Raw genomic sequence first — 23,592 nt, 5'->3', positions numbered from 1 at the left:
TGTTGATTTGTGCTGCGCCGTCTTACGGCGGTCCTGTTGCCGTGAGGGCTTGGACAGTGGGTTTGCGCCGGTGACTCCCCGTTTACAGTGGCGGGACCGCTCAGGCTTCGAACCTGATTCCCTCTTTACCCCTTTTCCGGGGACCTGTTTGCGCGGTATCTGGTTGGCGTGGCATCTACGACCATTATACCCCGCGCAGGGGCAGCGTACAATAACGGGCACGCACCCGGGCGGCCGACTAACCTGCCGGGGTACACGTCACTGCGCGCGGTACGTGTCGAATAAGTTTCGAAGAACGTTCACAACTGATTTGCCTGCACAAAGAGGATTCGCGTAAAGAGGTGTCGAAAGCGTTCCCGCACAGAGGCACTTGTTACGGCCTGTACCAGCGGAAACGCACCCCACCGGCGAGGCTGTCCGGCCGGTTGGGGAGAAACCAGTCTGCGGGGATCGAGATTGATCGAATTCAGGCAAGTCACAAAGGCATATCCAAACAACGTCGTCGCCCTGTCCCAGGTCAACCTCGTTATCCGGAAGGGCGAGTTCGTGTTTGTCGTGGGGCCGAGCGGCGCTGGGAAAACCACGCTGACGAGGCTCATCTACAGGGAGGAACTTCCCACCGCAGGCTCGGTCATTTTCGACGGCGACGACGTCACGAAACTCCGCACGTGCGACGTCCCGTTCCTCAGGCGAAACATCGGTGTGGTCTTCCAGGACTTCAAACTGCTCCCCGACCGCAACGTGTTCGACAACGTTGCGTTTGCCCTCGAGGTAACGGGCATGTCCAGGCGCGAGATAAGACGGCGCGTCCCGCAGGCGCTCGATGCGGTGGGCCTCAAGGACAAAGCCAACGCCATGCCCGGTCAGCTCTCGGGCGGGGAGCAGCAGAGGACCGCGCTCGCCCGCGCGATCATAAACAAGCCCGCCGTCCTCATCGCGGACGAGCCCACCGGCAATCTCGATCCCACCACGTCGTGGGGGATCGTGCGCCTGCTCGAGGAGATAAACAGGTGGGGCACCACAGTGGTGATGGCCACGCACGCCCAGGGCATCGTGAACAGCATGCAGAAGCGCGTGATCGCGATGTCGCGCGGCAGGGTCGTGCGGGACGACGAAAGAGGAGTCTACGTGAATGACGCCCAACAGCTGGGGCTACGCCATACGTGAGGCCCTCCGGAGCATCCGGAGGAACTCTCTAATGAGTCTTGCGTCGATCAGTACTGTCGGTTTGTGTCTGGTGTGCTTTGCTGCGGTTTACATCATCTCGGTCAATCTGGGCAACGTGGCGCGGGTACTGGAATCGCAGGTCGAGATACGCGCATTCATAGCGGAGGGCACCGACTCGAAGCGGGTCAAGGAGATCGAGACGACCATCGCCGGGTATGCGGAGGTGCTGTCGGTCAAGTATGTCAGCAAAGACGAGGCGCTCCGCCGGCTGCGCCAGCAATTCGCAGACCAGAGGGATCTCCTCGCCGGGATCGAGGACGCCAATCCGTTACCGGCGTCGTTCGAGATGACGCTGAAGACCCCCGAGAAGGTGAAGGACGTCGCGGACGCCGTGTCCAGGCTGAAGGGCGTCGAAAGCGTGTCCTACAAGAGCGAGATGGTGGAGCGGCTGTTCCTCGTGACGCGAGCCCTGCGGCTGATAGGCACGGGGCTCGTCGTGGCGCTTGCGGTCGCTACGGTGGCACTCGTGTCGAATACTATAAGACTCACGCTCTACGCCCGCAGGAAAGAGATCGCGATAATGAAGCTGGTCGGCGCGACGGACGGGTTCATCAGGGCGCCTTTCGTGTTCGAAGGGCTCCTGCTCGGAATAACGGGCGCTGGGTTCGCTGCGCTGTTGAGCCGGATCGGTTACCTGTGGTTGTTTGTGAATGTTCCCAAGGTGCTGCCTTTCATACCGCTTGTCGCTCCGAGCCCGCTCGTCGACGCGCTTTCTATGATCCTCGTCGGCGCGGGGGCGGTCATGGGGGCGGCGGGGAGCGGGATATCCATCAGGAGGTTTATGCGGATCTAGGAGGCGCTACGCGTTGACCGTGAGGTTAGATCGGACAAGCCATACGAGTCATTCGGTTCAGCCGGCGCCACGCCGTTTCTCGAGGTTTGTGTGCCTCGTCATCTGCGTGTCCCTTGTCCTGACGGCATTGCCGGGGTACGCTCGGCCCGTGCGCGCGGGGGAACTCGAGGACAAGAGGGAGCAGCTCGACCGCGTGAACCGCGAGATCGAGCGTTACAGGCAGCAGATACAGCGTACCCGTGGTCAGGAAAAGAGCCTGCTGACCGAGCTGAAAAGGCTCGAGCAGGAGCTCGAGAAGGCCCAGAACAACCTGAAGTACATTGAGGCGCGACTGCAGTCCACGCAGAGGGCGATAAGCGAGACGGAAAACGGACTGAAGGAAACCGAGGAGGAGCTCCGCAAGAGGAACGACCTGCTGAAGAACCGCCTAAAATGGTTGTATAAGGTAGGGCCGATCGGTTATATCGAAGTAATCCTCGGCGCCGTCGATGTGCAGGACCTCCTGAGCCGGTTCGAGATGGTCAGGTCGATAGTGAAACACGATGTGTCGCTGGCCACCGACATCAAGCAGCAGGAACAGGAGTACAGGGATAAGAAGGAGGAGCTCGAAGAACGGCGGGATGAACTCGAGTCGCTGAAAGGGCAGGTGGCCCTCAAGAGGGAGCAGGTAACCTCCCGCGCGGCGGATAGGGAGCAGTTCCTCGCACAGGTCAAGAAGGAGCGCAGCGAGTACGAGAAGGCGCTGGACGAACTCGAGGAACTCTCCGAGCAACTGGTTGAGATAATCAAGGACTTGCAGGCGAAGGAGGGCTTCCGGCGCATCGGGCCCCTCAACATGTTGTGGCCGGCCAAGGGCGCCGTGACTTCGCGGTTCGGCATGAGGCGTCACCCGATATTGCGCACGATGCGCATGCACTCGGGTATCGACATAGGTGCGTCCCGCGGTAGCAGCGTTCTGGCGGCGGAGGCGGGCGCGGTATTACACGCCGGGTTGCTCGGCGGATACGGCAAGGCCATAATCATTGACCACGGCGGAGGGGTTTCGACCCTGTACGCCCACTGCGATACCTTGCTGGTGAGTTCGGGTCAAGTCGTGGACAGGGGATTCGTCATAGGACGGGTGGGCTCCACGGGCCTCAGTACGGGCCCCCACCTCCATTTCGAGGTCCGCGTCAACGGCGCGCCTAACGACCCACTCAAGTGGCTCAAGTAGCGGAAGGGGGGCGGCGGCCCCGCACTATCGGCGACTCCAAGTGACGTGAACTGCGCATTATGCTAGACTGTTCTTGACTGGAGAGCAAACCGCCAGGTGCACTGGGCGGTTTTTGGTTACACGCAAAACGAAGCAGGATTGAAGCCCCCGGGGGGTGTCACCCAAGTGTTCAACAATCGAAAGCATCTTTTGACCCTGTTGCTCGGCGTCTTCCTTCTGGTAGGCGTCGCCGGGTATACCACAGCCTCGGAGGTCATCCCGCTCAAGACGCTGTTTGGCGAGCAGTCGCAGTCGACCGGCTGGGAGAAGCTCCAGGAAGTCATAGACATCATACAAAAGCGGTATGTCGACCGCGTGGACATCGACAAGGTCATCGATGGCGCCGTTGCAGGCGCGGTCCGCTCCCTGGGAGATCCCTATTCGGACTACTTCACACCGCGCGAATGGCAGGACTTCATCATCAGGGCTCGTGGCAACTACTCCGGGGTTGGCCTGACTATCGGGGTCAAGGACAAGTACATCATCGTGATCGCCCCGGTCAAGGGGTCGCCCGCTGCACGCGCGGGGATCAAGGCAGGCGACAGGATCCTGAAGGTAGACGGCAAGGAGATGTACGACGTATCGTCCGACAAAGCGGCCGAGATGATCCGGGGTGCTGCCGGAACACAGGTCATACTCACGATCCTGCCCGCGTCCGGTGGAAACCCGGTTGACCACGTTTTGACTCGCGAGAACATTATCATGACATCCGTCGAACACCGGATGGTAGCCGACAATGTAGGGTATATCGAATTGAGCCAGTTTGGGGACAACGCATTCATAGAAACGAAAGCGGCGCTCGAGTCGCTCAAGGAGAACGGCGCCAGGGCGTTCATCCTCGACCTCCGCGGGAACCCCGGCGGTCTGCTGGATGAATGCGTCAGGATAGCCGAACTGTTCGTGCCCGAAGGACCGATCGTTTCGGTGGTGGACAAGGATGGCAAAAAGGACATCAAGTCGTCGTCCTCTACCGGCCTCGGGCTGCCGCTCGTGGTGCTGGTGGACGGCGGTAGCGCGAGCGCCTCAGAGATAGTCGCCGGGGCGGTCCAGGACCGCAAGGTCGGGACAATCATAGGAACGAAGACGTTCGGAAAGGGACTCGTGCAGACCCTGCTCAACCTGCGTGAAGGGTCAGGCCTCAGGCTGACGACGGCTAGGTATTATACACCGTCGGGGAGGTCCATCCATGGCACCGGCATAGAGCCCGACATCATCGTGAAATCGCTGGACCAGAGCGGGTATGAGCCGTTGAAGATTTCCAGGAATTTGGGCAGAATGAGCATCGGGCTGGATGTACTTGCGCTCCAGCAGAGGCTCAATCACCTCGGGTACAAACTCGAGGAGGACGGCATCTACGGCCCGGCAACCGCGGGAGCTGTAGTGAGCTTCCAGAGGGCAAACGGCTTCCTGGCAACGGGGACCGCGGACTCCCGGACGATAGCGAAGGTCAACGAGGCGTTATCGAAGGCCGCGCACGACGACGACCCGCAGCTGAAGATGGCCATCGACGTCATTCGCACGAAGATGTAGGCGTACACCGATTAAGGGGGGCGGTTTGGGGATGTTCCCGGCAAGGGAGCTGATGCTGGCGGTGCTGCGCCTGCTTCCCCTGGTGATACTCGAACCCTCGGTGGCCGGCGTGTTCTGGCTGATAGTACTGCTGACCGTCATGCAATACAAGCGGCTTGCCGCGAACGAGGAACGGATCTACGGGGCGGTCAAGAATAGCTTTATGGAGATGTCCGTTTCCGGGCTGCTCTACGGGCTGGTCGGCGGTATCGTCGCCAGTCTTTTGCTCGTGTTTGTGGGCGTCTCTCTTACGGGTTCGGGGATATCCTACCTGCTGCCGCTCGCATTCCTACTATACATGATCAACCCCAGGCTGATGTGTTTCTCGTACGCCGGCGGGATAGTGTCGCTGTCGAACCTCCTGTTCGGCTGGCCCAGGGTGTCGGTGCCCGGGATCATGGCGCTGGTAGGCGTACTTCACATAACCGAGAGCGTCCTGATCAGGGTGAGCGGCAGCGGGTGCTCGACTCCCGTCTATCTCCGCAGCCGGTCTGGGCGGACCGTCGGGGGATTCAGCCTGCAGCGGTTCTGGCCAATGCCCCTGGTCGCCCTGGTCATGCTGGCGCTCCCCGACCCATCGCAGGTTACGGGGCTGATCCAGATGCCGGACTGGTGGCCGCTCGTGAGGCCGGCCGAGGCCGCGAACATGCCGGATGCGTTGTTCGCGATGTGGCCGATAGTGGCGGCGCTCGGTTACAGCGACGTCGCAGTCACGTGCCCACCTGCCCAGAAAGCGAGGAGGACGTCCCTGATACTGGGGGCGTACAGCGTTTCGCTACTTGGGCTCGCGATCGCATCCGCGTTCGTCAGCCCCCTGCAGTGGGTTGCCGCCCTGTTCGGCCCGCTCGGCCACGAACTGGTGATTGCGATGGGCAGCAGGCGAGAGCTGTCCGGGGTCCCCGCCTTCGTCCCGCCGGAGAGGGGCGTCATGGTGCTCGACGTCCTGCCCGGCAGTCCCGCGCAGACCGCGGGGTTGAGGACGGGAGACATCGTAACCGAGGTGACGGGGACTCCCGTCAACACGAGGGATGAACTGCGAGAGATGGTACGGCAGACCCCCGTATTCCTCGAACTCAGCGTACGACGGGGAGGAGACGAACAGCCGCGCGACGTAAGGTTCAGAGGGGTCATCGATGACCTGGGCATAATCCCCGTCCCCGAGGAGGGAGACCCACCTCACGTGGAGCTCGGGGGGTTCAGCCCGGGAAAGAGATTTGTAGGCAGGTTGAGGACGGCGGTGGAGCGCTTGCTCGGAAGGCGTTGACCGCGCCGCTGGAGGTAATCAGCCATACAGCCGGTCACCGGAAATACCAGGAGCGCGTTCGACCCGCGGCGGCCCGAGGTCTGGGCGGCCGTTTTAGTGCTGCTGGCGATATTCGTGCTGGCCAGAGTCGCGTCGCGGGCTCCGGCGGGCGGGCCGGCGAGAGGAGAGGCGCAGGCGCCGCCAGGCGGCGCTGTGGGTGGCTCCGCTGGGGGAAACGGCACACAACCGCAGCCGCGGCCCGCAGAGTCCTCGCCCGGGCCGCCCCCTCAGACGGGCGTGCAACCGGGCGCCGCTAGCGCGCCCGACGGTCCCATGCTGGCCATAGTCCTGGATGACCTCGGCTGGGGAGTGCCGGGGACAGCCGACGCCATGGCGCTGCCGGCGCCGGTGACTCTGGCCGTGCTGCCCGGGGGACCACACTCGGTCGAAGAGGCGGACCGCGCCAGGCGGGCGGGCCACGAGGTTATACTGCACCTGCCGATGGAACCGCTCCATCCCACGGGTCGCGGCACAGCGATGGCGCCCGGGACCATAACCACGTCGATGGAGGCGGACGAGATAAAGCGCCTCGTCAGGAAACACCTCGACGAGGTCGGCCCCGTCCCGGGACTCAACAACCACACTGGATCCAGGGCGACCGCCGACCTGAAAGTCGTCGAGGCAGTCGTGGAGGTCGCCCGCGAGCGCGGGGTGTTCGTGATCGACAGCAAGACCGTGGGCAACTCGCTGTTGCAGGCGGTTGCGCGGCGCCAGGGGGTGGCCTCCGGCGCGAACCTGGTGTTCCTCGACAACGACAGGGACGAGGCGTACGTCCGGTCGCGGGTGCTGGCAGCGGCAGCGTTGGCCAGGAAGAAGGACGCCGTGATCGCGATCGGCCACGTCAACCCCCTCACGGTCAGGTGCATCCTGGAAGTCATCCCCGAGATCCAGAAGATGGGCGTCACGCTGGTGCGGGCATCGGACGTCGTCCGCGCCCTCAGCGTGCCGGCATCAGGTATGGGAGATGCACGCCTCAAGTAGCCTCCGGCAAACCACGGCGGCCGCGCCCCGTCCACCCGCTGCCGGCCTTCCTCCGGCTATGACCTCCCGCAAGGCTTGTTGCTCCATGCCGGCCGTGTTAGAATACGATTGACAAGAGCAGATGCACGTGGGTGCCCCCAACAGGGGGTCAAAAGGGAACCAGGTGCAAATCCTGGACGGTCCCGCCACTGTAAATGGGTAGCCAACCCAAGGAGACGCCACCGGGCCGTGTCGCCCGGGAAGGCCGGGGAAGGCAGTGACCCATGAGTCAGGAAACCTGCCCGTGTGCAGGATGCCTGTGCCTTCGGTAGAAAGGAGAGGCGCCTTATGTATTTCTGTAGAGTTTCCGGCCTCGATCCGCCCCCGGGTTGAGGCCTTCTTTACTGCCCCGAGGCTCACGCCCCTTTTTCCATACGCCTGAATAAGAAAGGCTGGTGCCAAAGTGACGCCACGGAAGATCGTGAAACGAGACGGGCGTCTCGTCGACTTTGACCGGGGGAGGATCGCCAATGCCATCTTCAAAGCCGCCCGGGCCGTGGGAGGACAAGATCGGGACCTGGCCGAACGCCTGGCCGATGAAGTGGTGGCCACCGTCGGCCACCAGTTCGACGACAGGTTCCCCACCGTGGAAGACGTACAGGACGTCGTCGAACGAGTCCTCATCCGGAACGGCCACGCCCGCACCGCCAAGGCCTACATCCTCTACCGCCAGCAGCATCAGGAGATGCGAGACTTTCGTGCTCTGGTGGTGAACGCCGAGAAAATGGTGCAGGATTACCTGAATCAGCTGGACTGGCGCGTGAGCGAGAACAGCAACATGAACTATTCCCTGCAGGGACTGAACAACCACATCATCTCCGCCGTTTCCGCCCGCTACTGGCTGGAAAAGATCTACCCTGCTCGCGTGCGGGAAGCCCACAAGGACGGTGACTTCCATATCCACGACCTGGGGATCCTCGCCCCCTATTGCTGTGGTTGGGATCTGGCCGACATCCTGCTTCACGGCTTCGCCGGCGTGGGGCAGAAAGTGGAAAGTGCCCCTCCCAGGCACTTCCGCACCGCACTCGGACAGGCCGTCAACTTCTGCTACACCCTCCAGGGGGAGGCGGCAGGAGCCCAGGCCCTAGCCAACTTCGACACCTGCCTGGCTCCCTTCATCCGGTACGACGGCCTCCAGTACCGCGAAGTTAAACAGGCCCTCCAGGAAGCGATCTTCAACCTTAACGTGCCCACCCGGGTGGGGTTCCAGACTCCCTTCGTCAACCTGACCATGGATGTGACGGTGCCCTCGTACATGGCCGAGCAACCGGTCATAGTGGGAGGGCGCCTGGATAAATTTCCTTACGCGGAATTCCAGCGGGAGATGGACATGCTGAACCTGGCATTCTGCGAGGTGATGCTGGAGGGGGATACCTGCGGCCGCATATTCACCTTTCCTATCCCCACGTATAATATTACCTCCGGCTTCGACTGGGAGAGTCCAGTCGCCGATCGCATCGCCGCCATGACCGCCCGGTACGGCATCCCGTACTTCGCCAACTTCATAAACTCCGACCTGCGGCCGGAGGACGTACGGAGCATGTGCTGCCGCCTGCGGCTGGACAACCGGGATCTGCGCCGCCGCGGCGGAGGGCTGTTCGGCGCCAATCCCCTCACCGGCTCCATAGGGGTGGTGACCATCAACCTCCCCCGCATCGGCTATCTGGCCACGACGCCCCAGCAGTTCTTCGCACGCCTGGGCGAACTGATGCAACTGGCCCGAGACAGCCTTCTCGTCAAGAGGCAGGTGCTGGAACGGTTCACAGAGGGCGGGTTGTACCCGTATTCCCGTCACTACCTTCGCCAGGTGAAGGAGTGCCTGGGACAATACTGGGGCAACCACTTCAACACCATCGGCCTGGTGGGGATGAACGAGGCGCTACTCAACTTCCTTGGCGAGGACATCGGCACCGCGGCCGGCCAGCAGTTCGCCCTGGAAGTGCTGGAATTCATGCGGCAAGTGCTGGTAGGGTTCCAGGAAGAGACAGGTCAGATGTTCAACCTGGAGGCCACCCCGGCGGAAGGCGCTTCCTACCGGCTGGCGCGGATTGACCGGTCCCGCTATCCGGATATCGTCACCGCGGGCGACCGGGAACTCTACTACACCAACTCCACCCACCTTCCGGCCGGCTACACCGATGACGTTTTCGAATCTCTCACCCTGCAAGAACATCTGCAGACCAGGTATACCGGTGGAACTGTCTTCCATGCTTTTCTGGGGGAAAGCGTTGAGGATACCAAAACCCTGAAGGCATTCCTGCAAAGGGTACTGAACCGCTTCCGCATCCCCTACCTGACCGTCACTCCTACCTTCAGCATCTGCCCCCGGCACGGTTACTTGAAAGGAGAACAGCCCTCGTGCCCCCGCTGCCAGAGTACAACCGAGGTGTGGAGCCGGGTGGTGGGATACTACCGGCCCGTGCAGAGCTGGAACCCCGGAAAACAGGAGGAGTTCCGCACGAGAAAGGCTTTCCTCCCGCCGGAGCAGGCGGAGCCCACTGCAGTATGACGGGGGAGTTCCTCGTGGCGCAGGACCTCGGGGGGATCAGACCATTTGTCGTGCACGCGAGGGGATTGCAGAAGTTCAGCCTGATCGACTACCCTGGTATGGTGTGCGCCACCGTGTTCCTGGCCGGGTGCAACCTCAGGTGCCCGTACTGCCACAATCCCGACCTGGTCCTGGATTCCCCCCATCTGCCCCGCATCCCGGAAGAAGAACTCCTGTACTTCCTGGAAAGCCGCCGGGGATTCATAGACGGGGTTTGCGTGAGTGGCGGAGAACCCACCCTGGATCCCTGCCTCCCCGGATTTCTGGCCCACGTAAAAGCGCTGGGGTTTAGAACCAAGCTGGATACCAATGGCACCCGCCCCGATGTACTGGCGCGGCTGCTGGAGCGCGGCTTGGTAGACTACATCGCGATGGACGTCAAGGCTCCTCCCGACAAGTATCGGAGGGTGACCCGTAGCCGGGTGGACCCGCGCACCATCGAGGAAAGCATCCGCCTCGTACAGCGCAGTGCGACGAACTACGAGTTCAGAACCACGGTCGTGCCCGGGCTGCTGTCCCCAGGAGACGTGGAGGCGGCTGCCAGGTGGCTCCAGGGAGCAAGCAAGTACGTTCTCCAGCCGTACCGGCCTCCCGCGAAAACACTCGACCCCAATTGGATGAGGCTGCCTACGTGCCCGTATTCCCGCCTCGAGCGCCTCGCCTACCGCATAGCGCCCCTGGTGGCCAGGGTCGAAATCAGGAACCCCGCAGGCGGTGAGACATCGGTCTCAATCTAAGCAATCGATCACAGGGTGACAACATCACAGTCCGATCACACAATCGAGGTACACGGCTTTCCTCCGGCTTTCCTCCGGCGATTGCAAACACATGTTTGGTATGATAGCATGTTCCACGGAGATGATACCCCACCATGGAATTCAAGGTGGTTTCTGAGTACACCCCGAAGGGTGACCAGCCAAGGGCCATAGAACAGCTGTCCGAAGGGATCCTCAGGGGCGAGAGAGAGCAGGTGCTCCTCGGCGTCACGGGCTCCGGCAAGACCTTCACGATGGCGAACGTGATCGCTAACGTCCAGAAGCCGGCGCTGGTGATCGCCCACAACAAGACCCTCGCGGCACAGCTCTGCGGGGAATTCAAGGAGTTCTTTCCCGGCAACGCCGTCGAATACTTCGTGAGCTATTACGACTACTACCAGCCCGAGGCGTACATCCCGCAGACTGACACGTATATCGAGAAGGATTCGCTGCGGAACGACGAGATAGACAAGCTCCGGCACTCGGCGACCTGCATGCTCTTCGAGCGGCGGGACGTTGTCGTCGTCGCCAGCGTGTCGTGCATCTACGGCCTGGGTTCGCCGGAGGACTACGGCAAGCTGTCGATCTCGCTGCGCGAGGGCGCAGAGCACAGTCGCGACGAGCTCCTGAAGCGCCTCGTCAACATCCAGTACGCCCGCAACAACATCGCGTTCGAACGCGGGACGTTCCGCGTGAGGGGCGATACGATCGAGGTCTACCCGTCATCGTTTACAGAGAAGGCGATACGGATCGAGATGTTCGGCGACTTCGTGGAGCGACTGGGCGAAATCGACGCGCTCACCGGGGAAGTCCTGGGCCACCGTTCGCACGTTTTGATAAGCCCGGCAAGCCACTACGTCACTACCGAGGAGAAAGTGAAGCGGGCGCTGGTCACGATCGAGGAGGAGCTTGACGAGCGGCTCAAGGAACTGCGCGATAAGGGGAAGGCGCTCGAGGCGTACCGTCTCGAGCAGCGCACGAGGTACGACCTCGAGATGCTGCGCGAGTCGGGGTTCTGTCCCGGCATCGAGAACTACTCGAGGCACCTCACGGGCCGCAAGCCGGGGGAGCCGCCGTACACGCTGCTGGACTTCTTCCCGGAAGACTTCCTGGTAATCATAGATGAATCCCACCAGACTGTCCCGCAGATCGGGGCGATGTACAACGGCGACCGGTCGAGGAAAGAGGCCCTGGTGGAGTTCGGGTTCAGGCTCCCGTCGGCGTTCGACAACAGGCCGCTGAAGTTCGGGGAGTTCGAGGAAAGGATCAACCACGTGGTCTACGTTTCGGCGACCCCTGGGCCCTATGAACTCCGCAAGACGAAGCGGGTCGTAGAGCAGGTCGTCCGGCCCACAGGTCTCGTCGACCCCGAGGTGGAGGTCAGGCCGACGAAGCGCCAGGTCGACGACCTCCTCGCCGAGATCAGGCTGAGGACGCAGAAGAACCAGCGGGTGCTGGTCACGACGCTGACAAAGAAGATGGCTGAGGATCTCACCGATTACCTTCGCGAGATGGGCGTGAAGGTCAGGTATCTCCACTCCGAGGTGGAGACGCTCGAGCGCATGGAGATAATCCGCGACCTGCGTACGGGTGTGTTCGACGTTGTTGTCGGCATCAACCTGCTGAGAGAGGGACTCGACCTCCCAGAGGTGTCGCTGGTGGCGATACTCGACGCCGACAAGGAAGGTTTCCTCCGTTCGGAGACATCCTTGATACAGACGATAGGACGCGCAGCGAGGAACGTTGAGGGCAAGGTCATAATGTACGCGGACGCGATCACCGACTCGATGAGGAAGGCCATCGCGGAGACGGAGAGGCGCCGCGAGCTGCAGACGAGGTTTAACCGCGAGCACGGGATAACCCCGGAAACGGTGCGCAAGTCGGTCCGCGCGGTGATCGAGGCGACGCGTGCCGCCGACCCGTCAGCGCAGTACTGGGCCGACCACGACGTCTCGAAGCTGCCGCGGGCGCAGATCCCGAAGATGGTCGAGAAGCTCAGGCGCCAGATGAAGGAGGCGTCGAAGCGGCTTGAGTTCGAGCGCGCCGCGTCGTTCCGGGATATCATCTTCGAGCTGGAGGCCAGGATCCATCAATGAGGGACAGGATATTCGTCAGGGGTGCGAGACAGCACAACCTGAAGAACATAGACGTCGAGATCCCGCGGGACAAGCTCGTCGTCATCACCGGCCTGTCGGGGAGCGGCAAGTCGAGTCTGGCCATGGACACCATCTACGCCGAGGGACAGCGCCGTTACGTCGAGTCGCTCTCGGCGTACGCGAGGCAGTTCCTCGGCCAGATGGATAAGCCGGACGTGGACTACATCGAGGGGTTATCGCCCGCAATCAGCATCGATCAGAAAAGTGGGAGCCGGAACCCCCGCTCGACGGTGGCGACCGTCACCGAGGTGTGGGACTACCTCCGTTTGCTGTTCGCGCGGATCGGCCAGCCCCATTGCCCGAGCTGCGGCCGGCCGATATCGCGGCAGGCGGTCGAGCAGATGGTAGACCGCGTCATGGGGCTTCCCGAGGGGACGCGGATACAGATACTCGCGCCGCTGGTCAGGGGCAGGAAAGGCGAGCATACGAGGGTTTTCGAGGATATCCGGAAGGCCGGTTACCTCCGCGCGAGGGTCGACGGCGAGGTCGTCGACCTGTCCGGCGGAGACGAGGTCAGGCTGGAGAAGAACAGGAAACACACGATCGAGGCGGTGGTGGACCGGCTGATAGTCAAGCCCGGCGCCGCACGCAGGCTGGCCGACTCGCTGGAGCCGGCGGTGGCCCTGAGCGGCGGCCTGGCGGTGGTCGGAATCGTCGGGGCGCCTGGCGCAGGGGCCGCGGCGGACGCTCCGGCGGGTGGACCGGCGGCCGGCGCCGCGGGCTCTACGGCGGGCGAGGAATTGCTGTTCAGCCAGAACCTCGCATGCCCCGATTGCGGGATCAGCATCGAGGAGATCGCACCGCGGCTGTTCTCGTTCAACTCCCCGTACGGCGCGTGCCCGTCCTGCACCGGCCTGGGTAACAACATGGAGATCGACCCCGACCTGGTCATCCCGGACAGGCGGAAATCTCTGGCGGACGGGGCAATAGCCCCGTGGAGCAAGAGCACGAGTACGTACTACTACCAGATGCTCGAGACGGTGGCCAGGGAATACGGATTCAGCATGGAAGCCCCCGTCGAGGATCTGGCGCCCGAGCAGATCGACACAATCCTGTACGGCACGAAGGGCCGTCCGGTGAGGTTCCTCTACGAGAACGAGTTCGGCACCCGCCGCGCCTGGGAGGCCCCATTCGAGGGGGTCGTCAGAAACCTCGAACGACGTTATCGCGAGTCGACGAGCGAGGCGATGCGCCAGGAGATCGAGGAGTACATGTCCTCGCGCCCTTGCCCGGCGTGCAAGGGGTTGAGGCTCAAACCCGAGGCCCTCGCGGTCAAGATCGCGGGCCTGTCAATCGCCGACGTGGCCCGCATGTCGGTTTCACGAGCGTTGAAGTTCTTCGATGAACTGAATCTGGACGACCGGCAGCGCCTGATAGCTCACCAGATACTGAAGGAGATCAGGGAGCGTCTCACGTTCATGGTGAACGTAGGGCTGGACTACCTCACGCTCGACCGCTCCGCAGGCAGCCTCGCGGGCGGGGAGGCGCAGCGGATCCGCCTCGCGACGCAGATCGGGTCGGGCCTGATGGGCGTCCTCTATATCCTGGACGAGCCCAGCATAGGGCTTCATCAACGGGACAATTACAGGCTGCTGTCGACTCTGAAGCGGCTGCGCGATCTTGGCAACACGCTTATCGTGGTGGAGCACGACGAGGACACCATGTGGGAGTCCGACCACGTTATCGACATCGGGCCAGGGGCCGGGGAGCACGGCGGCCGCGTGGTGGCTAGCGGGACCGTGCGCGATATCATCGACAACCCTGCCTCCGTGACCGGCAGGTACCTCGGCGGCGTGGAGTCCATACCTGTGCCTGGGCGCCGGCGGGAACCAGACGGCAGGTACATTGTCGTCAAGGGCGCCCGCGAGCACAACCTCAAGGGGATAGATGTGGAGTTCCCGCTGGGCATGTTCGTGTGCGTCACGGGCGTATCGGGGTCCGGCAAGAGCACGCTCGTCAACGAGATACTGTACCGGAAGCTCGCCAACGAGATGTTCGGATCGAGACTCAAAGCAGGCGAGCACGAAGCGATACTGGGCCTCGAACACCTGGACAAGGTGATCGAGATCGACCAGTCGCCGATAGGCAGGACGCCGCGCTCCAACCCCGCGACTTACACGGGCGCGTTCGACCCGATCCGCGAGATGTTCGCGGTGACGCAGGAGGCGAGGGCCCGCGGGTACAGGCCCGGGAGGTTCTCGTTCAACGTGCGGGGTGGGCGCTGCGAGGCGTGCCGCGGCGACGGGATAATCAAGATAGAGATGCACTTCCTCCCCGACGTGTACGTGCCCTGCGAGGTGTGCAAGGGAGCGCGATACAACAGGGAGACGCTCGAGGTCAAGTACAAGGGCAAGAACATATCACAGGTCCTCGACATGACGGTAGAGGAAGCGCTCGAGTTCTTCGCCAACATACCGAAGATACAGCGAAAACTCCAGACCATGCACGACGTCGGCCTCGGGTACATACGGCTGGGCCAGCCGGCCACCACGCTCTCGGGCGGCGAGGCGCAGAGGGTCAAGCTGGCGACCGAGCTGTGCAGGCGGGGCAACGGGAGAACAATGTACATCCTGGACGAACCGACCACGGGGCTCCATTTCGCGGACACCAGGAGACTGCTGGAGGTGTTGCAGCGCCTGGTGGACGCCGGTTCGACCGTGGTCGTCATAGAGCACAACATGGACGTGATCAAGACCGCCGACTACATCATCGACCTCGGTCCGGAGGGCGGTGACCAGGGCGGGCGAGTCATCGCCGAAGGGACTCCCGAGCAGGTAGCCTCGGTGAAGAGCTCGTACACCGGACAGTTCCTGAAGGTGGCGCTCGACCCGCGAGAGCGGCGCAGGCGCCTGGAACTTGCGGCCGGAGGCGATAGATGAGGTATGGCGGCCGGCGACGGGAGAGTTAGCGAGGGCCCGGCGATCCCTGCGGAAGCGCCGGCGTCCGAACTGATCGAGAAGGTGCGCAACCTTCCCGAACTCCCGGGCGTGTACCTTTTCAAGGACTCCCGGGGTAAAGTGATATATATCGGCAAGGCCATATCACTCCGCAACAGAGTCCGTTCGTATTTCCAGGTGGGACAGGCGTACACAAGGCGCCTGACCGGCCTCACCGCGAACATCGCCGATCTCGAGTACATCACCACGGGCTCGGAAGTCGAAGCCCTAATCCTCGAATCGAACCTGGTCAAGAAGTACCGGCCCCGGTATAACATCAAGCTCCGCGACGACAAGCATTTTCCGTATCTCCGCATTACCCTCGATGAGGACTGGCCGCGCGCCCTGATTGCGAGGTCCATGAAGAAGGACGGCTCCAGGTACTTCGGCCCGTACACCCGCGCCGGGTCTCTGCGTGAGACCCTCGACCTCCTGCGCAGGGTGTTCCCGTACAGGACGTGCAGCAACGACGCCTTCAGGAACGCGAGGAGGCCCTGCCTGAACTACCAGATCGGCAGGTGCCTGGGGCCGTGCTGCGGCCACGTCGGCAAAGAGGCCTACGGCGGCATGATCCGCGACATGTGTTCCTTCCTGGAAGGGAGGACCCGCGACGTGGTGTCGCGTCTCAGGTCGAGGATGCAGGGCGCCGCAGAACGCTTGGACTTCGAGGAAGCGGCTCGGCTGCGCGATCAGATCCGGGCCGTCGAGGATATCGCGGAGAAGCAGAACATCATCTTCACCGACATGAAAGACAGGGACGTCGTGGGCGTCGCCACCGCGGGGAACGACGCTGTGGCGCAGGTGTTCCAGATCAGGGACGGCAAGATGGTCGGGAGGGAGACGTTCGCGCTATCCGACGCAGCCGGCGCCGAGCCGGGTGAGATCGCCGGGTCGTTCCTGAAACTGCATTATTCGTCCGCGAGCTCCGTTCCCCCCGAGATCCTCCTGCCGGCCGAACCGGCGGACTTCGAAGCAATAGAGGAGTGGCTGTCGGGTCTACGAGGAGCGAGGGTTCGCACGCGGGTCCCGTCGAGGGGAAAGCCGCGCGAGCTCGTGGAGATGGCTATCACCAACGCGCGCCTCGCTATCGAAGAAATGAAGCCGGAGGAGGAACGCGAGGCGGAGGAGATCCGGTCGGCGCTCGAAGGCCTGTCGTCGGCCGTGGGCCTGACGGAGAGCCCTCACCGCATCGAGGGTTACGACATTTCGAACATCCAGGGCAGGCAACCGGTCGGCTCCATGGTCGTGTTCCGCGACGGGAGACCCGACAAGAGCCAGTACCGGAAGTTCAGGATCAAGTCCAGAGAGACGCCGGACGACTTCGCCATGATGCAGGAGGTGTTGTTCAGGCGCTTCCGGAGGGGGCTGGCGGAGCGGGAGGAGCGCGCCGACGCGTCGCCGCGGGGCGAGCCGCCGGAGGGCTTCGCCGAATTTCCCGACCTTATCTTGGTTGACGGCGGCAAGGGTCAGCTCAGTGCGGCGCTCGAGGTGCTGAAGGCGCTCGGCCTCCTGCACATCCCGGTTATCGGCCTCGCCAAGCAGGAGGAAGAGATATTCCTGCCCGGCCGGCCAGATCCCGTCATTCTCCCCAGGGATTCGAAGGCACTTTACTTAATTCAGCGACTCAGGGACGAGGCGCACAGATTCGCCGTAGGATATCACAGAAAACTCAGGGGCAGACAGGGACTCAGATCGCTCCTGGACGAGATCCCGGGCATCGGGGCAAAGCGGAAGTCGGCTTTACTGAGGCGTTTCGGCTCAGTACGGGGTATAGCCCGGGCCGCCTCCGAGGATATCTCGGCGGTCGAGGGGATCGGCCCGGTCCTAGCCGGCAAGATCAAGGAGGCCCTGTCCAACCTGGCGTAAAGGAGGGGATCTTACACGCAGCGAAAGCTGGCCGGCGCCGGCGGCCACAAGGCCGCGACAGTCAACGAGGTTCTCATCACCCTCGCCAGCGCCCTGGACCTGGTCGGACGGGGGGCGTTCCCCAGACTGCGCCACGGGATCGAGGTCGCCTACGTATCGCTTCGCATCGTCGACCTGGTGGGCGCGACCCCGGATGTGCGGCGAGACGTGTTCTGGGCCTCACTGGTCCACGACGCGGGGGTGTCCACCTCCGCGCAGCGCCTGAGGCTCGTCCAATTCGAGGTGGACAGCCCCTTCGAGCACGCCGAACGCGGTGCCCGGCTGCTTGCATCCTTGCCTGGATTGCCCGGGGTGTCCGAGCTGGTGGCGCACCACCACGACAGGTTCTATGGAGACAATCCACGCGGGAAGAGCGGCGCCGGCATCCCTCTCGGGTCAAGGATCATCCACCTCGCGGACCGCGCCACGATCCTCGCCCATTACGCCCGGCACGTGCTGCATGAGAAGCGCTCGATGATCGACAGGATCAGGTTCCGGACGCCGGGGGTGTTCGACCCCGCCCTGGTTCGCGCATTCGAACGCATCGCCGAGAAAGATTCGTTCTGGCTAGATCTGATGTCAGAGGACCTTGACAGGTACATCCTCGGTGTCGCGCCACCCGTGGGAGTCAATCTCAGCCCTGCCGACATCGAGCCGCTGTCGAGGATATACGCGGAGGTCATCGACGACAAGAGCCCGTTTACGAGGTGGCATTCCGCCGGCGTCGCCGCGGTGGCTGCCCATCTTGCGGCGAGGGCCGGTCTGTCCGATCGCGACGTCGGCCTGATAAGGCTCGCAGGATTCCTCCATGACCTGGGGAAGCTCGGCATCCCCGACGAGATCCTCGACAAGCCTGGCCCCTTGACCCCCCTTGAACGTGCGGTTATGAGGGAGCACCCATATCACAGCTACCGGATACTCCGGCGGCTCCCGGTGTTCAGCGAGATCGCCACGTGGGGGTCGTACCACCACGAACGACTCGATGGGTTGGGGTACCCGTTCGGCGCCACCGGTCACGATCTCGACGTTGGCTGCAGGGTGGTGTGCGTGAGCGACGTGTTCCAGGCGTTGAACCAGGCCCGCCCGTACCGCCCTGCAATGGAACGCGACGAGGTCACCCGGCTCATGACGGACATGGCGCAGTCCGGCCACCTGGATGCCTCACTCGTTCGCGTAATCCTGGAGGACTTCGAGTTCTTCAAGGGAGTGGCTCTCGAGACCCCGGCGCGGGACGGGGGGACGGCCGGGGTCGAGTGAACGCCCGGAAACAGTGGCACCCGCGCCGCTGACGGGCGGGTGCCGGTGTTCGCAGCGACTGTTCAATATGTGTACTCGACCCGTACCTCGGCCCTGACCTCTATCTGCCCGGGCGCCACCGGGGCGCTTGCGCCCATACCTCTGGGCATGGCGTCCATCATCGTGAACTCGTATCGCGGCACCGACGAAGACAGTTCCTGCACGGCCTTAATGCCGGTGATCGTGAGCCCGAGGCCCCTGGCCATGGCATCCGCCTCGGCGCGCGAGCTGCGCGCCGCCTCCTCGAGCGCCTGCATCCGGTAGTTCGTCGCGTCCTTGAGTGAGAACGTCACGGTCTCGACCTGGTTCGCGCCGGCCTTCACGCACTCGTCGAGCACGGTTCCCACGCGACTCAGATCCCTGACGGTAATCCGGATGGAGTTGTCGACCCGGTACCCGACAAGCTTCGGTTGCTGGTCCGGCTCGGGCTTGTAGTCGTATACGGGGTACATGTTGAACCGCGACGTCTTGATGTCGTCGTTGGCTATGCCAAGCTTAGCGAGCGCAGCCATCACGCGGCTCATCGCCGCGGAGTTCTGGCTCTGAGCCTCCCTTGCAGTGTCAGCCTGTGCTTGCACTCCGAGCCCCACGTACGCGATATCCGGCTTCGCGCTGACTGTCGCTTCTCCCGTCGCCGCAATCACGCGCTGCGAGCTTTCCTCGGCCACCGCAGCCCGCGGTTGAACCCTGCCCGCCAGTCCCGCAAACGCCGCCGCGCAGAAAAGCGCCACGGCCAGCCCGATCGCCATGAAAGCCTTTCGCCTGTCCACAGACATCACCCCTGATATAATTCCCTCGTGGCCACGGGGTCTTCTCGAATACGGCTCTACGACGAACTGCCGGGGAGAAAGTTCCAGCCGTCCGTCAGCCAGCCTGTCAGTTAGCGCCCAACGACGAAGATCCAACGATTTAAGGGATTGATCTTGACCAATTCTGTGTTATCATTGTTCGTGAAAGATGAACATTCTTCATGCGTGAACACTCCGGGCCCTCTGGTTCATAGTCTTCGGGGGTGTGCGAAAGTTGGCTGTGCCAAACCAGGTCGTCGACAATGCTTCTCGAATTCCTCCGCAATTAGGTGTCCATCATGTAACCAAGGTCTTTCCAGGCGTAGTGGCCCTCGATGACGTATCGTTCGAGGTTGCCCCGGGGGAAGTCCATGCGGTCGTCGGGGAGAACGGCGCAGGGAAATCAACCCTCATGCACATCATCGCCGGGGTGTACCGTCCAGATAAGGGCTTCATGGAAATCAAGGGAAGGCCTTATTCGCCAGCAGATGAAAAGGCTGCGCAGGAGTCGGGAGTAGCAATCGTATTTCAAGAGGGGAGCCTGTTTCCTCCGTTAAATGTGTCGGAGAACATATTCGCTGGACGCCAACCGGTCACGTCAATGGGCGTGGTTGATTTCCCCCGGATGCGCGGAATCACCGAGGGCCTCTTGAAAGACCTCGATGTCTTCATCGATCCATCCACACCGGTTGTTCAGTTGTCTCCCGGCCAACGCCAACTGGTTGAAATCGCGAAAGCCCTCTCTCAAGACGTACAAATCCTCATGCTCGATGAACCAACGTCGTCGTTAACGATCAACGAGTCCCGCCACCTGTTTAAAGTGCTCCGCCGCCTGGCGGACCGTGGGGTGGCAATCATCTATGTGACCCACCGGCTGGGAGAGGTCTTTGAAGTTGCCGATCGGGTGACAGTACTCAAGGACGGGAAGGTCACCGGTGTTCGGGAGACCGCCAGGACTTCGCCCGACGAGATCATCCACCTTGAGGTGGGGCGAGAACTGTCATTTGAACGGGACAGCAGGCGGGCTCCAGCGGAAGCCCCAGTCGTTCTTGAGGTTGAGAACCTGGTCGCCCCTCCGGTTAAGGGCGCGTCGCTCAGGGTTCGCGCAGGAGAAATTGTCTGCCTCGCAGGTCTAGTCGGAGCGGGTCGCACAGAATTATGTGAAGCCATATTCGGTATTCGGGACATCATTTCCGGCACAATTCGGATCGGCGGGAGAGAGCTGGTTCCAACCCATCCGGTTGATGCCATGAAAGCCGGAATTGGGATGTTGCCTGAGGACAGGCGTGAAGCAGGTCTATTCCTGGCTTCGAGTATCTCGAGCAATATCGCGGCTACTAACATGGATGCTGTATGCCGAAACGGCATCATTGATAACCGGATGGTGAAGGACCTTGCGGTTCGGTCCTGTAAGGCGCTCCGGGTGGCTACCCCCAGCGTGGAACGTGAGGTCATGTTCTTAAGCGGGGGTAATCAACAAAAAGTCCTGCTTGCGAAGTGGTTGGCGCGCAAACCGAGACTGTTTATTGTGGATGAACCGACAAGAGGGGTCGATGTCGGTGCGAAGTCGGATCTGTATGCAATTCTACGGGATTTGGCTCGCGAAGGTGTAGCCTTGCTGGTAGTATCATCCGATCTACCAGAGGTTTTGGCGCTGGCCCACCGCATTGTTGTGATGTCCGAAGGTCGTACAGTGGGGGAATTAGATGCAGGCGCTGTAGATGAAGTTGCCATTCTGCAGATGGCCACGCCCATGAGCGCGGTAGCAGAGGGAGGAATCCGATAAGCGATGCCACAGACAGCGCAATACACCGCGCGAAGACAATCCAGTAATTCTCTGCCAAGACGAATAGCCAAACGGGTTGCCGAGGACCGGGTCTTGCTGCTCATCGTCTTGCTGGCTCTGCTCGGCGGCTATATGACGTACCAGCATCCCGAAGCGTTTCCCCACTGGGACAATTTCACTGCCGTTCTGTTGGACGCTGCTCAGAGTGGCATCCTCACCGTCGGGATGATGATCCTGCTGGTTGCCGGCATGTTTGATCTCTCTGTTGGGGCCACGCTGGCCTTTGGCGGGATTATGGCCGGTACCATGGTCAAGCTGTGGGGTCTACCCCCCGGAGTGGGGTTCCTGGGAGGCGTTCTTACCGGCCTGTTCGTTGGCGTGGTCAACGGCCTGATCGTCACCCGGCTACGGATCAATGCGCTGATTACCACCCTGGCTATGCAGAACATCTTGCGAGGCGTCACCCAGCTCGTTTCTCCTTCCGGTGTAGCCAACCTGCCTGAAGGATTCCGCCCGTTCGGACAGGCGATGATCCTCGGGTTGCAGTCGCCTTTCTGGGTCATGCTGATCGTTGCGTTAGCCGCCTGGTTCGCAATGAGCAGGACCCGGTATTTCCGCCAGTTCTATTACATCGGCAGCAATGCGAAGGCTGCCATGCTGTCGGGAATCAAGGTGAACAGAGTGGTTTTCGCCGGTTTTGCGCTGATGGGATTGCTGTCTGGCCTGGCTGGAACCCTGTTGGCGTCGCGGTTAAGCAACGCGGTTGTGCTTGCCGGGGTAGGGACAGAGCTGCGTGCGATCACAGCGGCGATCCTTGGCGGCGCCAGCTTGACAGGCGGGGTTGGCACGATCCCCGGCGCGCTTCTTGCTGTACTATTCATGTCTCTTATCCAGAACGCCTTGATCATTGCCCGCGTGCCAGTCTTCTGGCAGAGTATCGTGGTCGGCATTGTCTTGCTTGCGGCACTTGGTATTGATCAGATCGGCAGGAGCAGACGGTGAACCTGGAGAGAGGGGTGAAAGAACCACCGACATACCGAGGACAGGGGCCGGCAAGAAGAGTATCCCGAAAGGAGTATCTCAAGATGAAGACTATGTGGAGGGCAATTTCCATTCTGTTGCTCGCTGTTCTGCTAGCAGGTTGTTCCCAGGCTGCCACAACTCCACCAAAAAGCGAGGACAAGCAGGTTACCCAGGTTGGCAAGATCGGTGGGTCTGACCGCGCTAATCAGGAATACGTGTGGATCTCTCAGTGTTCCAGCCTGCCGCTTTTTGTGGAACGGGTTTATCCCGCCCTGGACGCCTTCGCCCGGGACTTTGGCGTAAAGGTTCGCAAAGCCGGCCCGACGACCGTTGACCTGGCGGCTTACATCGCCACGGTGGAGCAGGAAGCCGCCCGCAAGCCGGCCGGGATCATCGTGGTGGGTGGTTGGGATCCGGCCCTGACCGAGCCGGTGAATAAGGCCATCGCCATGAAGGTGCCGGTGGTTGTAACGGATGGGGATCTCTTCAAATCCAACCGTCTTGCCTATGTAGGCACGGACTGGTACCAGCTTGGCGTCCGCATGGCGGAATACCAGATTGCGGAGCACAAGAAACGCGGATTGACTACCGGACAGGTTGCGGTGATCTCCCCAATTCAAAATGAAAACATGCAGCGTTCACGGCAGGGCATAAAAGATACCCTCAAAGGGACGGGAATCACGGTAGTAGCGGAAGAAGACAACGACTCGCAGGCAGACCTGGCTGCGCAGCGGGTTGGAGCCCTTCTCAAAGCCTTCCGGAACCTGACGGGCATTATCGGCCTTGACTCCGAGGCCGGCCCCGGCATTATTGCCGCTCTAGATGAGGCTCGTGTGTCTGGGAAGGTTATTGTGACATGCAATGAGGCCGGACGCGAGTTCCTGAACAACATCAAGAATGGTAAAATCCAGATGGTCACGATGGAAAAATACGACGTCATGAATTACATGGCCCTGTTCTTTCTTTACAGCTGGCACAACAACTCGATCCGCATCGGCGGGATTGACCCCTGGACCTGCAACTGGATGCCTCGCACGATCGATTCGGGTCTGTTGATCGTTACGCCCGATAACGTTGATGCGGTGATGCAATACATGGAAGAGGCGGAGAAGAACGCCAAGAAACAGTAGCAATATTAGTCGGTGTTGCCCTGGCTCCGTCCATTGGCACTTGTCCGGACGGGGCCAGGTAACCGGCCGGTGAGGAAGGATGGAAATGCTCGAATCTACGCGCCC

16 protein-coding genes and 2 riboswitches are annotated in these 23,592 nt (G+C 61.9%); of the genes, 15 read left to right on the top strand and 1 reads right to left on the bottom strand.

Features of this window, described 5'->3' with window-relative positions:
- Window positions 1-37 precede the first annotated feature (37 nt).
- Window positions 38-164, bottom strand: a riboswitch (cobalamin riboswitch).
- 292 nt (window positions 165-456) lie between these two features.
- From ftsE to HPY55_03230, 12 genes are all read left to right on the top strand, one after another.
- Window positions 457-1,167 carry a cell division ATP-binding protein FtsE gene (gene ftsE, locus HPY55_03285; GenBank protein NPV69657.1) on the top strand — a complete coding sequence of 237 codons (711 nt, stop codon included), beginning with the start codon at window positions 457-459 and terminating at the stop codon, window positions 1,165-1,167.
- On the top strand, window positions 1,133-2,020 hold the full coding sequence (locus tag HPY55_03280; GenBank protein NPV69656.1) for an ABC transporter permease: 888 nt from the start codon (window positions 1,133-1,135) through the stop codon (window positions 2,018-2,020). The genes ftsE and HPY55_03280 overlap by 35 nt, the downstream gene beginning before the upstream one ends.
- 13 nt (window positions 2,021-2,033) lie before the next feature.
- Window positions 2,034-3,233: a peptidoglycan DD-metalloendopeptidase family protein gene (locus HPY55_03275; protein ID NPV69655.1), complete on the top strand. Its 1,200-nt coding sequence runs from the start codon at window positions 2,034-2,036 to the stop codon at window positions 3,231-3,233.
- Window positions 3,234-3,398: 165 nt separating this feature from the next.
- Entirely contained in the window at window positions 3,399-4,802 is a 1,404-nt protein-coding gene (locus HPY55_03270; protein NPV69654.1) for a S41 family peptidase, read from the top strand.
- Window positions 4,803-4,833: 31 nt separating this feature from the next.
- Entirely contained in the window at window positions 4,834-6,105 is a 1,272-nt protein-coding gene (locus HPY55_03265) for a PDZ domain-containing protein (GenBank protein NPV69653.1), read from the top strand.
- 96 nt (window positions 6,106-6,201) lie between these two features.
- Window positions 6,202-7,125 (top strand): divergent polysaccharide deacetylase family protein, encoded by a 924-nt coding sequence (locus HPY55_03260; protein NPV69652.1) that lies wholly within the window; start codon window positions 6,202-6,204, stop codon window positions 7,123-7,125.
- A 112-nt stretch (window positions 7,126-7,237) separates the two neighbouring features.
- Window positions 7,238-7,425: riboswitch (cobalamin riboswitch) on the top strand.
- Window positions 7,426-7,567: 142 nt separating this feature from the next.
- Window positions 7,568-9,673 carry a ribonucleoside triphosphate reductase gene (locus HPY55_03255; protein NPV69651.1) on the top strand — a complete coding sequence of 702 codons (2,106 nt, stop codon included), beginning with the start codon at window positions 7,568-7,570 and terminating at the stop codon, window positions 9,671-9,673.
- 35 nt (window positions 9,674-9,708) lie between these two features.
- Complete coding sequence (locus HPY55_03250) at window positions 9,709-10,449, top strand: anaerobic ribonucleoside-triphosphate reductase activating protein (GenBank protein ID NPV69650.1); 741 nt, start codon at window positions 9,709-9,711, stop codon at window positions 10,447-10,449.
- 134 nt (window positions 10,450-10,583) lie between these two features.
- Window positions 10,584-12,563: an excinuclease ABC subunit UvrB gene (gene uvrB / locus HPY55_03245; GenBank protein ID NPV69649.1), complete on the top strand. Its 1,980-nt coding sequence runs from the start codon at window positions 10,584-10,586 to the stop codon at window positions 12,561-12,563.
- Window positions 12,560-15,502, top strand: coding sequence for an excinuclease ABC subunit UvrA (gene uvrA, locus HPY55_03240; protein NPV69648.1), 2,943 nt, complete (start codon window positions 12,560-12,562; stop codon window positions 15,500-15,502). Before uvrB ends, uvrA begins: the two co-directional genes overlap by 4 nt.
- A 3-nt stretch (window positions 15,503-15,505) precedes the next feature.
- A complete protein-coding gene (gene uvrC, locus HPY55_03235; protein NPV69647.1) occupies window positions 15,506-17,425 on the top strand; it encodes an excinuclease ABC subunit UvrC in 1,920 nt (639 codons plus the stop codon).
- 207 nt (window positions 17,426-17,632) lie between these two features.
- The gene (locus tag HPY55_03230) at window positions 17,633-18,721 is read left to right on the top strand and encodes an HD domain-containing protein (protein NPV69646.1); all 1,089 of its coding nucleotides are present in this window, start codon (window positions 17,633-17,635) and stop codon (window positions 18,719-18,721) included.
- 62 nt (window positions 18,722-18,783) lie between these two features.
- Here the strand turns inward: HPY55_03230 and HPY55_03225 are convergent, their stop codons facing one another.
- Window positions 18,784-19,530 carry an SIMPL domain-containing protein gene (locus HPY55_03225; GenBank protein ID NPV69645.1) on the bottom strand — a complete coding sequence of 249 codons (747 nt, stop codon included), beginning with the start codon at window positions 19,528-19,530 and terminating at the stop codon, window positions 18,784-18,786.
- A gap of 292 nt (window positions 19,531-19,822) precedes the next feature.
- On the opposite strand from HPY55_03225, the gene HPY55_03220 reads away from it, so the two are divergent.
- The 3 genes from HPY55_03220 to HPY55_03210 all read left to right on the top strand — a co-directional run bounded on the left by HPY55_03220 (window position 19,823) and on the right by HPY55_03210 (window position 23,487).
- A complete protein-coding gene (locus HPY55_03220) occupies window positions 19,823-21,334 on the top strand; it encodes a sugar ABC transporter ATP-binding protein (GenBank protein ID NPV69644.1) in 1,512 nt (503 codons plus the stop codon).
- A 3-nt stretch (window positions 21,335-21,337) separates the two neighbouring features.
- The gene (locus HPY55_03215; GenBank protein ID NPV69643.1) at window positions 21,338-22,336 is read left to right on the top strand and encodes an ABC transporter permease; all 999 of its coding nucleotides are present in this window, start codon (window positions 21,338-21,340) and stop codon (window positions 22,334-22,336) included.
- 83 nt (window positions 22,337-22,419) lie between these two features.
- A complete protein-coding gene (locus HPY55_03210) occupies window positions 22,420-23,487 on the top strand; it encodes a substrate-binding domain-containing protein (GenBank protein ID NPV69642.1) in 1,068 nt (355 codons plus the stop codon).
- Window positions 23,488-23,592: the final 105 nt, after the last annotated feature.

The organism is Bacillota bacterium, from assembly GCA_013178305.1.
Lineage (GTDB): Bacteria > Bacillota > Sulfobacillia > JABLXB01 > JABLXB01 > JABLXB01.
This window is presented reverse-complemented; position numbering and strand designations above follow the sequence as displayed.

Coding starts and splice junctions, on each gene's coding strand:
- HPY55_03280 (NPV69656.1), top strand. CDS start 1,133: ATGACGCCCAACAGCTGGGGCTACGCCATACGTGAGGCCCTCCGGAGC.
- HPY55_03265 (NPV69653.1), top strand. CDS start 4,834: ATGTTCCCGGCAAGGGAGCTGATGCTGGCGGTGCTGCGCCTGCTTCCC.
- uvrB (NPV69649.1), top strand. CDS start 10,584: ATGGAATTCAAGGTGGTTTCTGAGTACACCCCGAAGGGTGACCAGCCA.
- uvrA (NPV69648.1), top strand. CDS start 12,560: ATGAGGGACAGGATATTCGTCAGGGGTGCGAGACAGCACAACCTGAAG.
- uvrC (NPV69647.1), top strand. CDS start 15,506: ATGGCGGCCGGCGACGGGAGAGTTAGCGAGGGCCCGGCGATCCCTGCG.
- HPY55_03215 (NPV69643.1), top strand. CDS start 21,338: ATGCCACAGACAGCGCAATACACCGCGCGAAGACAATCCAGTAATTCT.
- HPY55_03210 (NPV69642.1), top strand. CDS start 22,420: ATGAAGACTATGTGGAGGGCAATTTCCATTCTGTTGCTCGCTGTTCTG.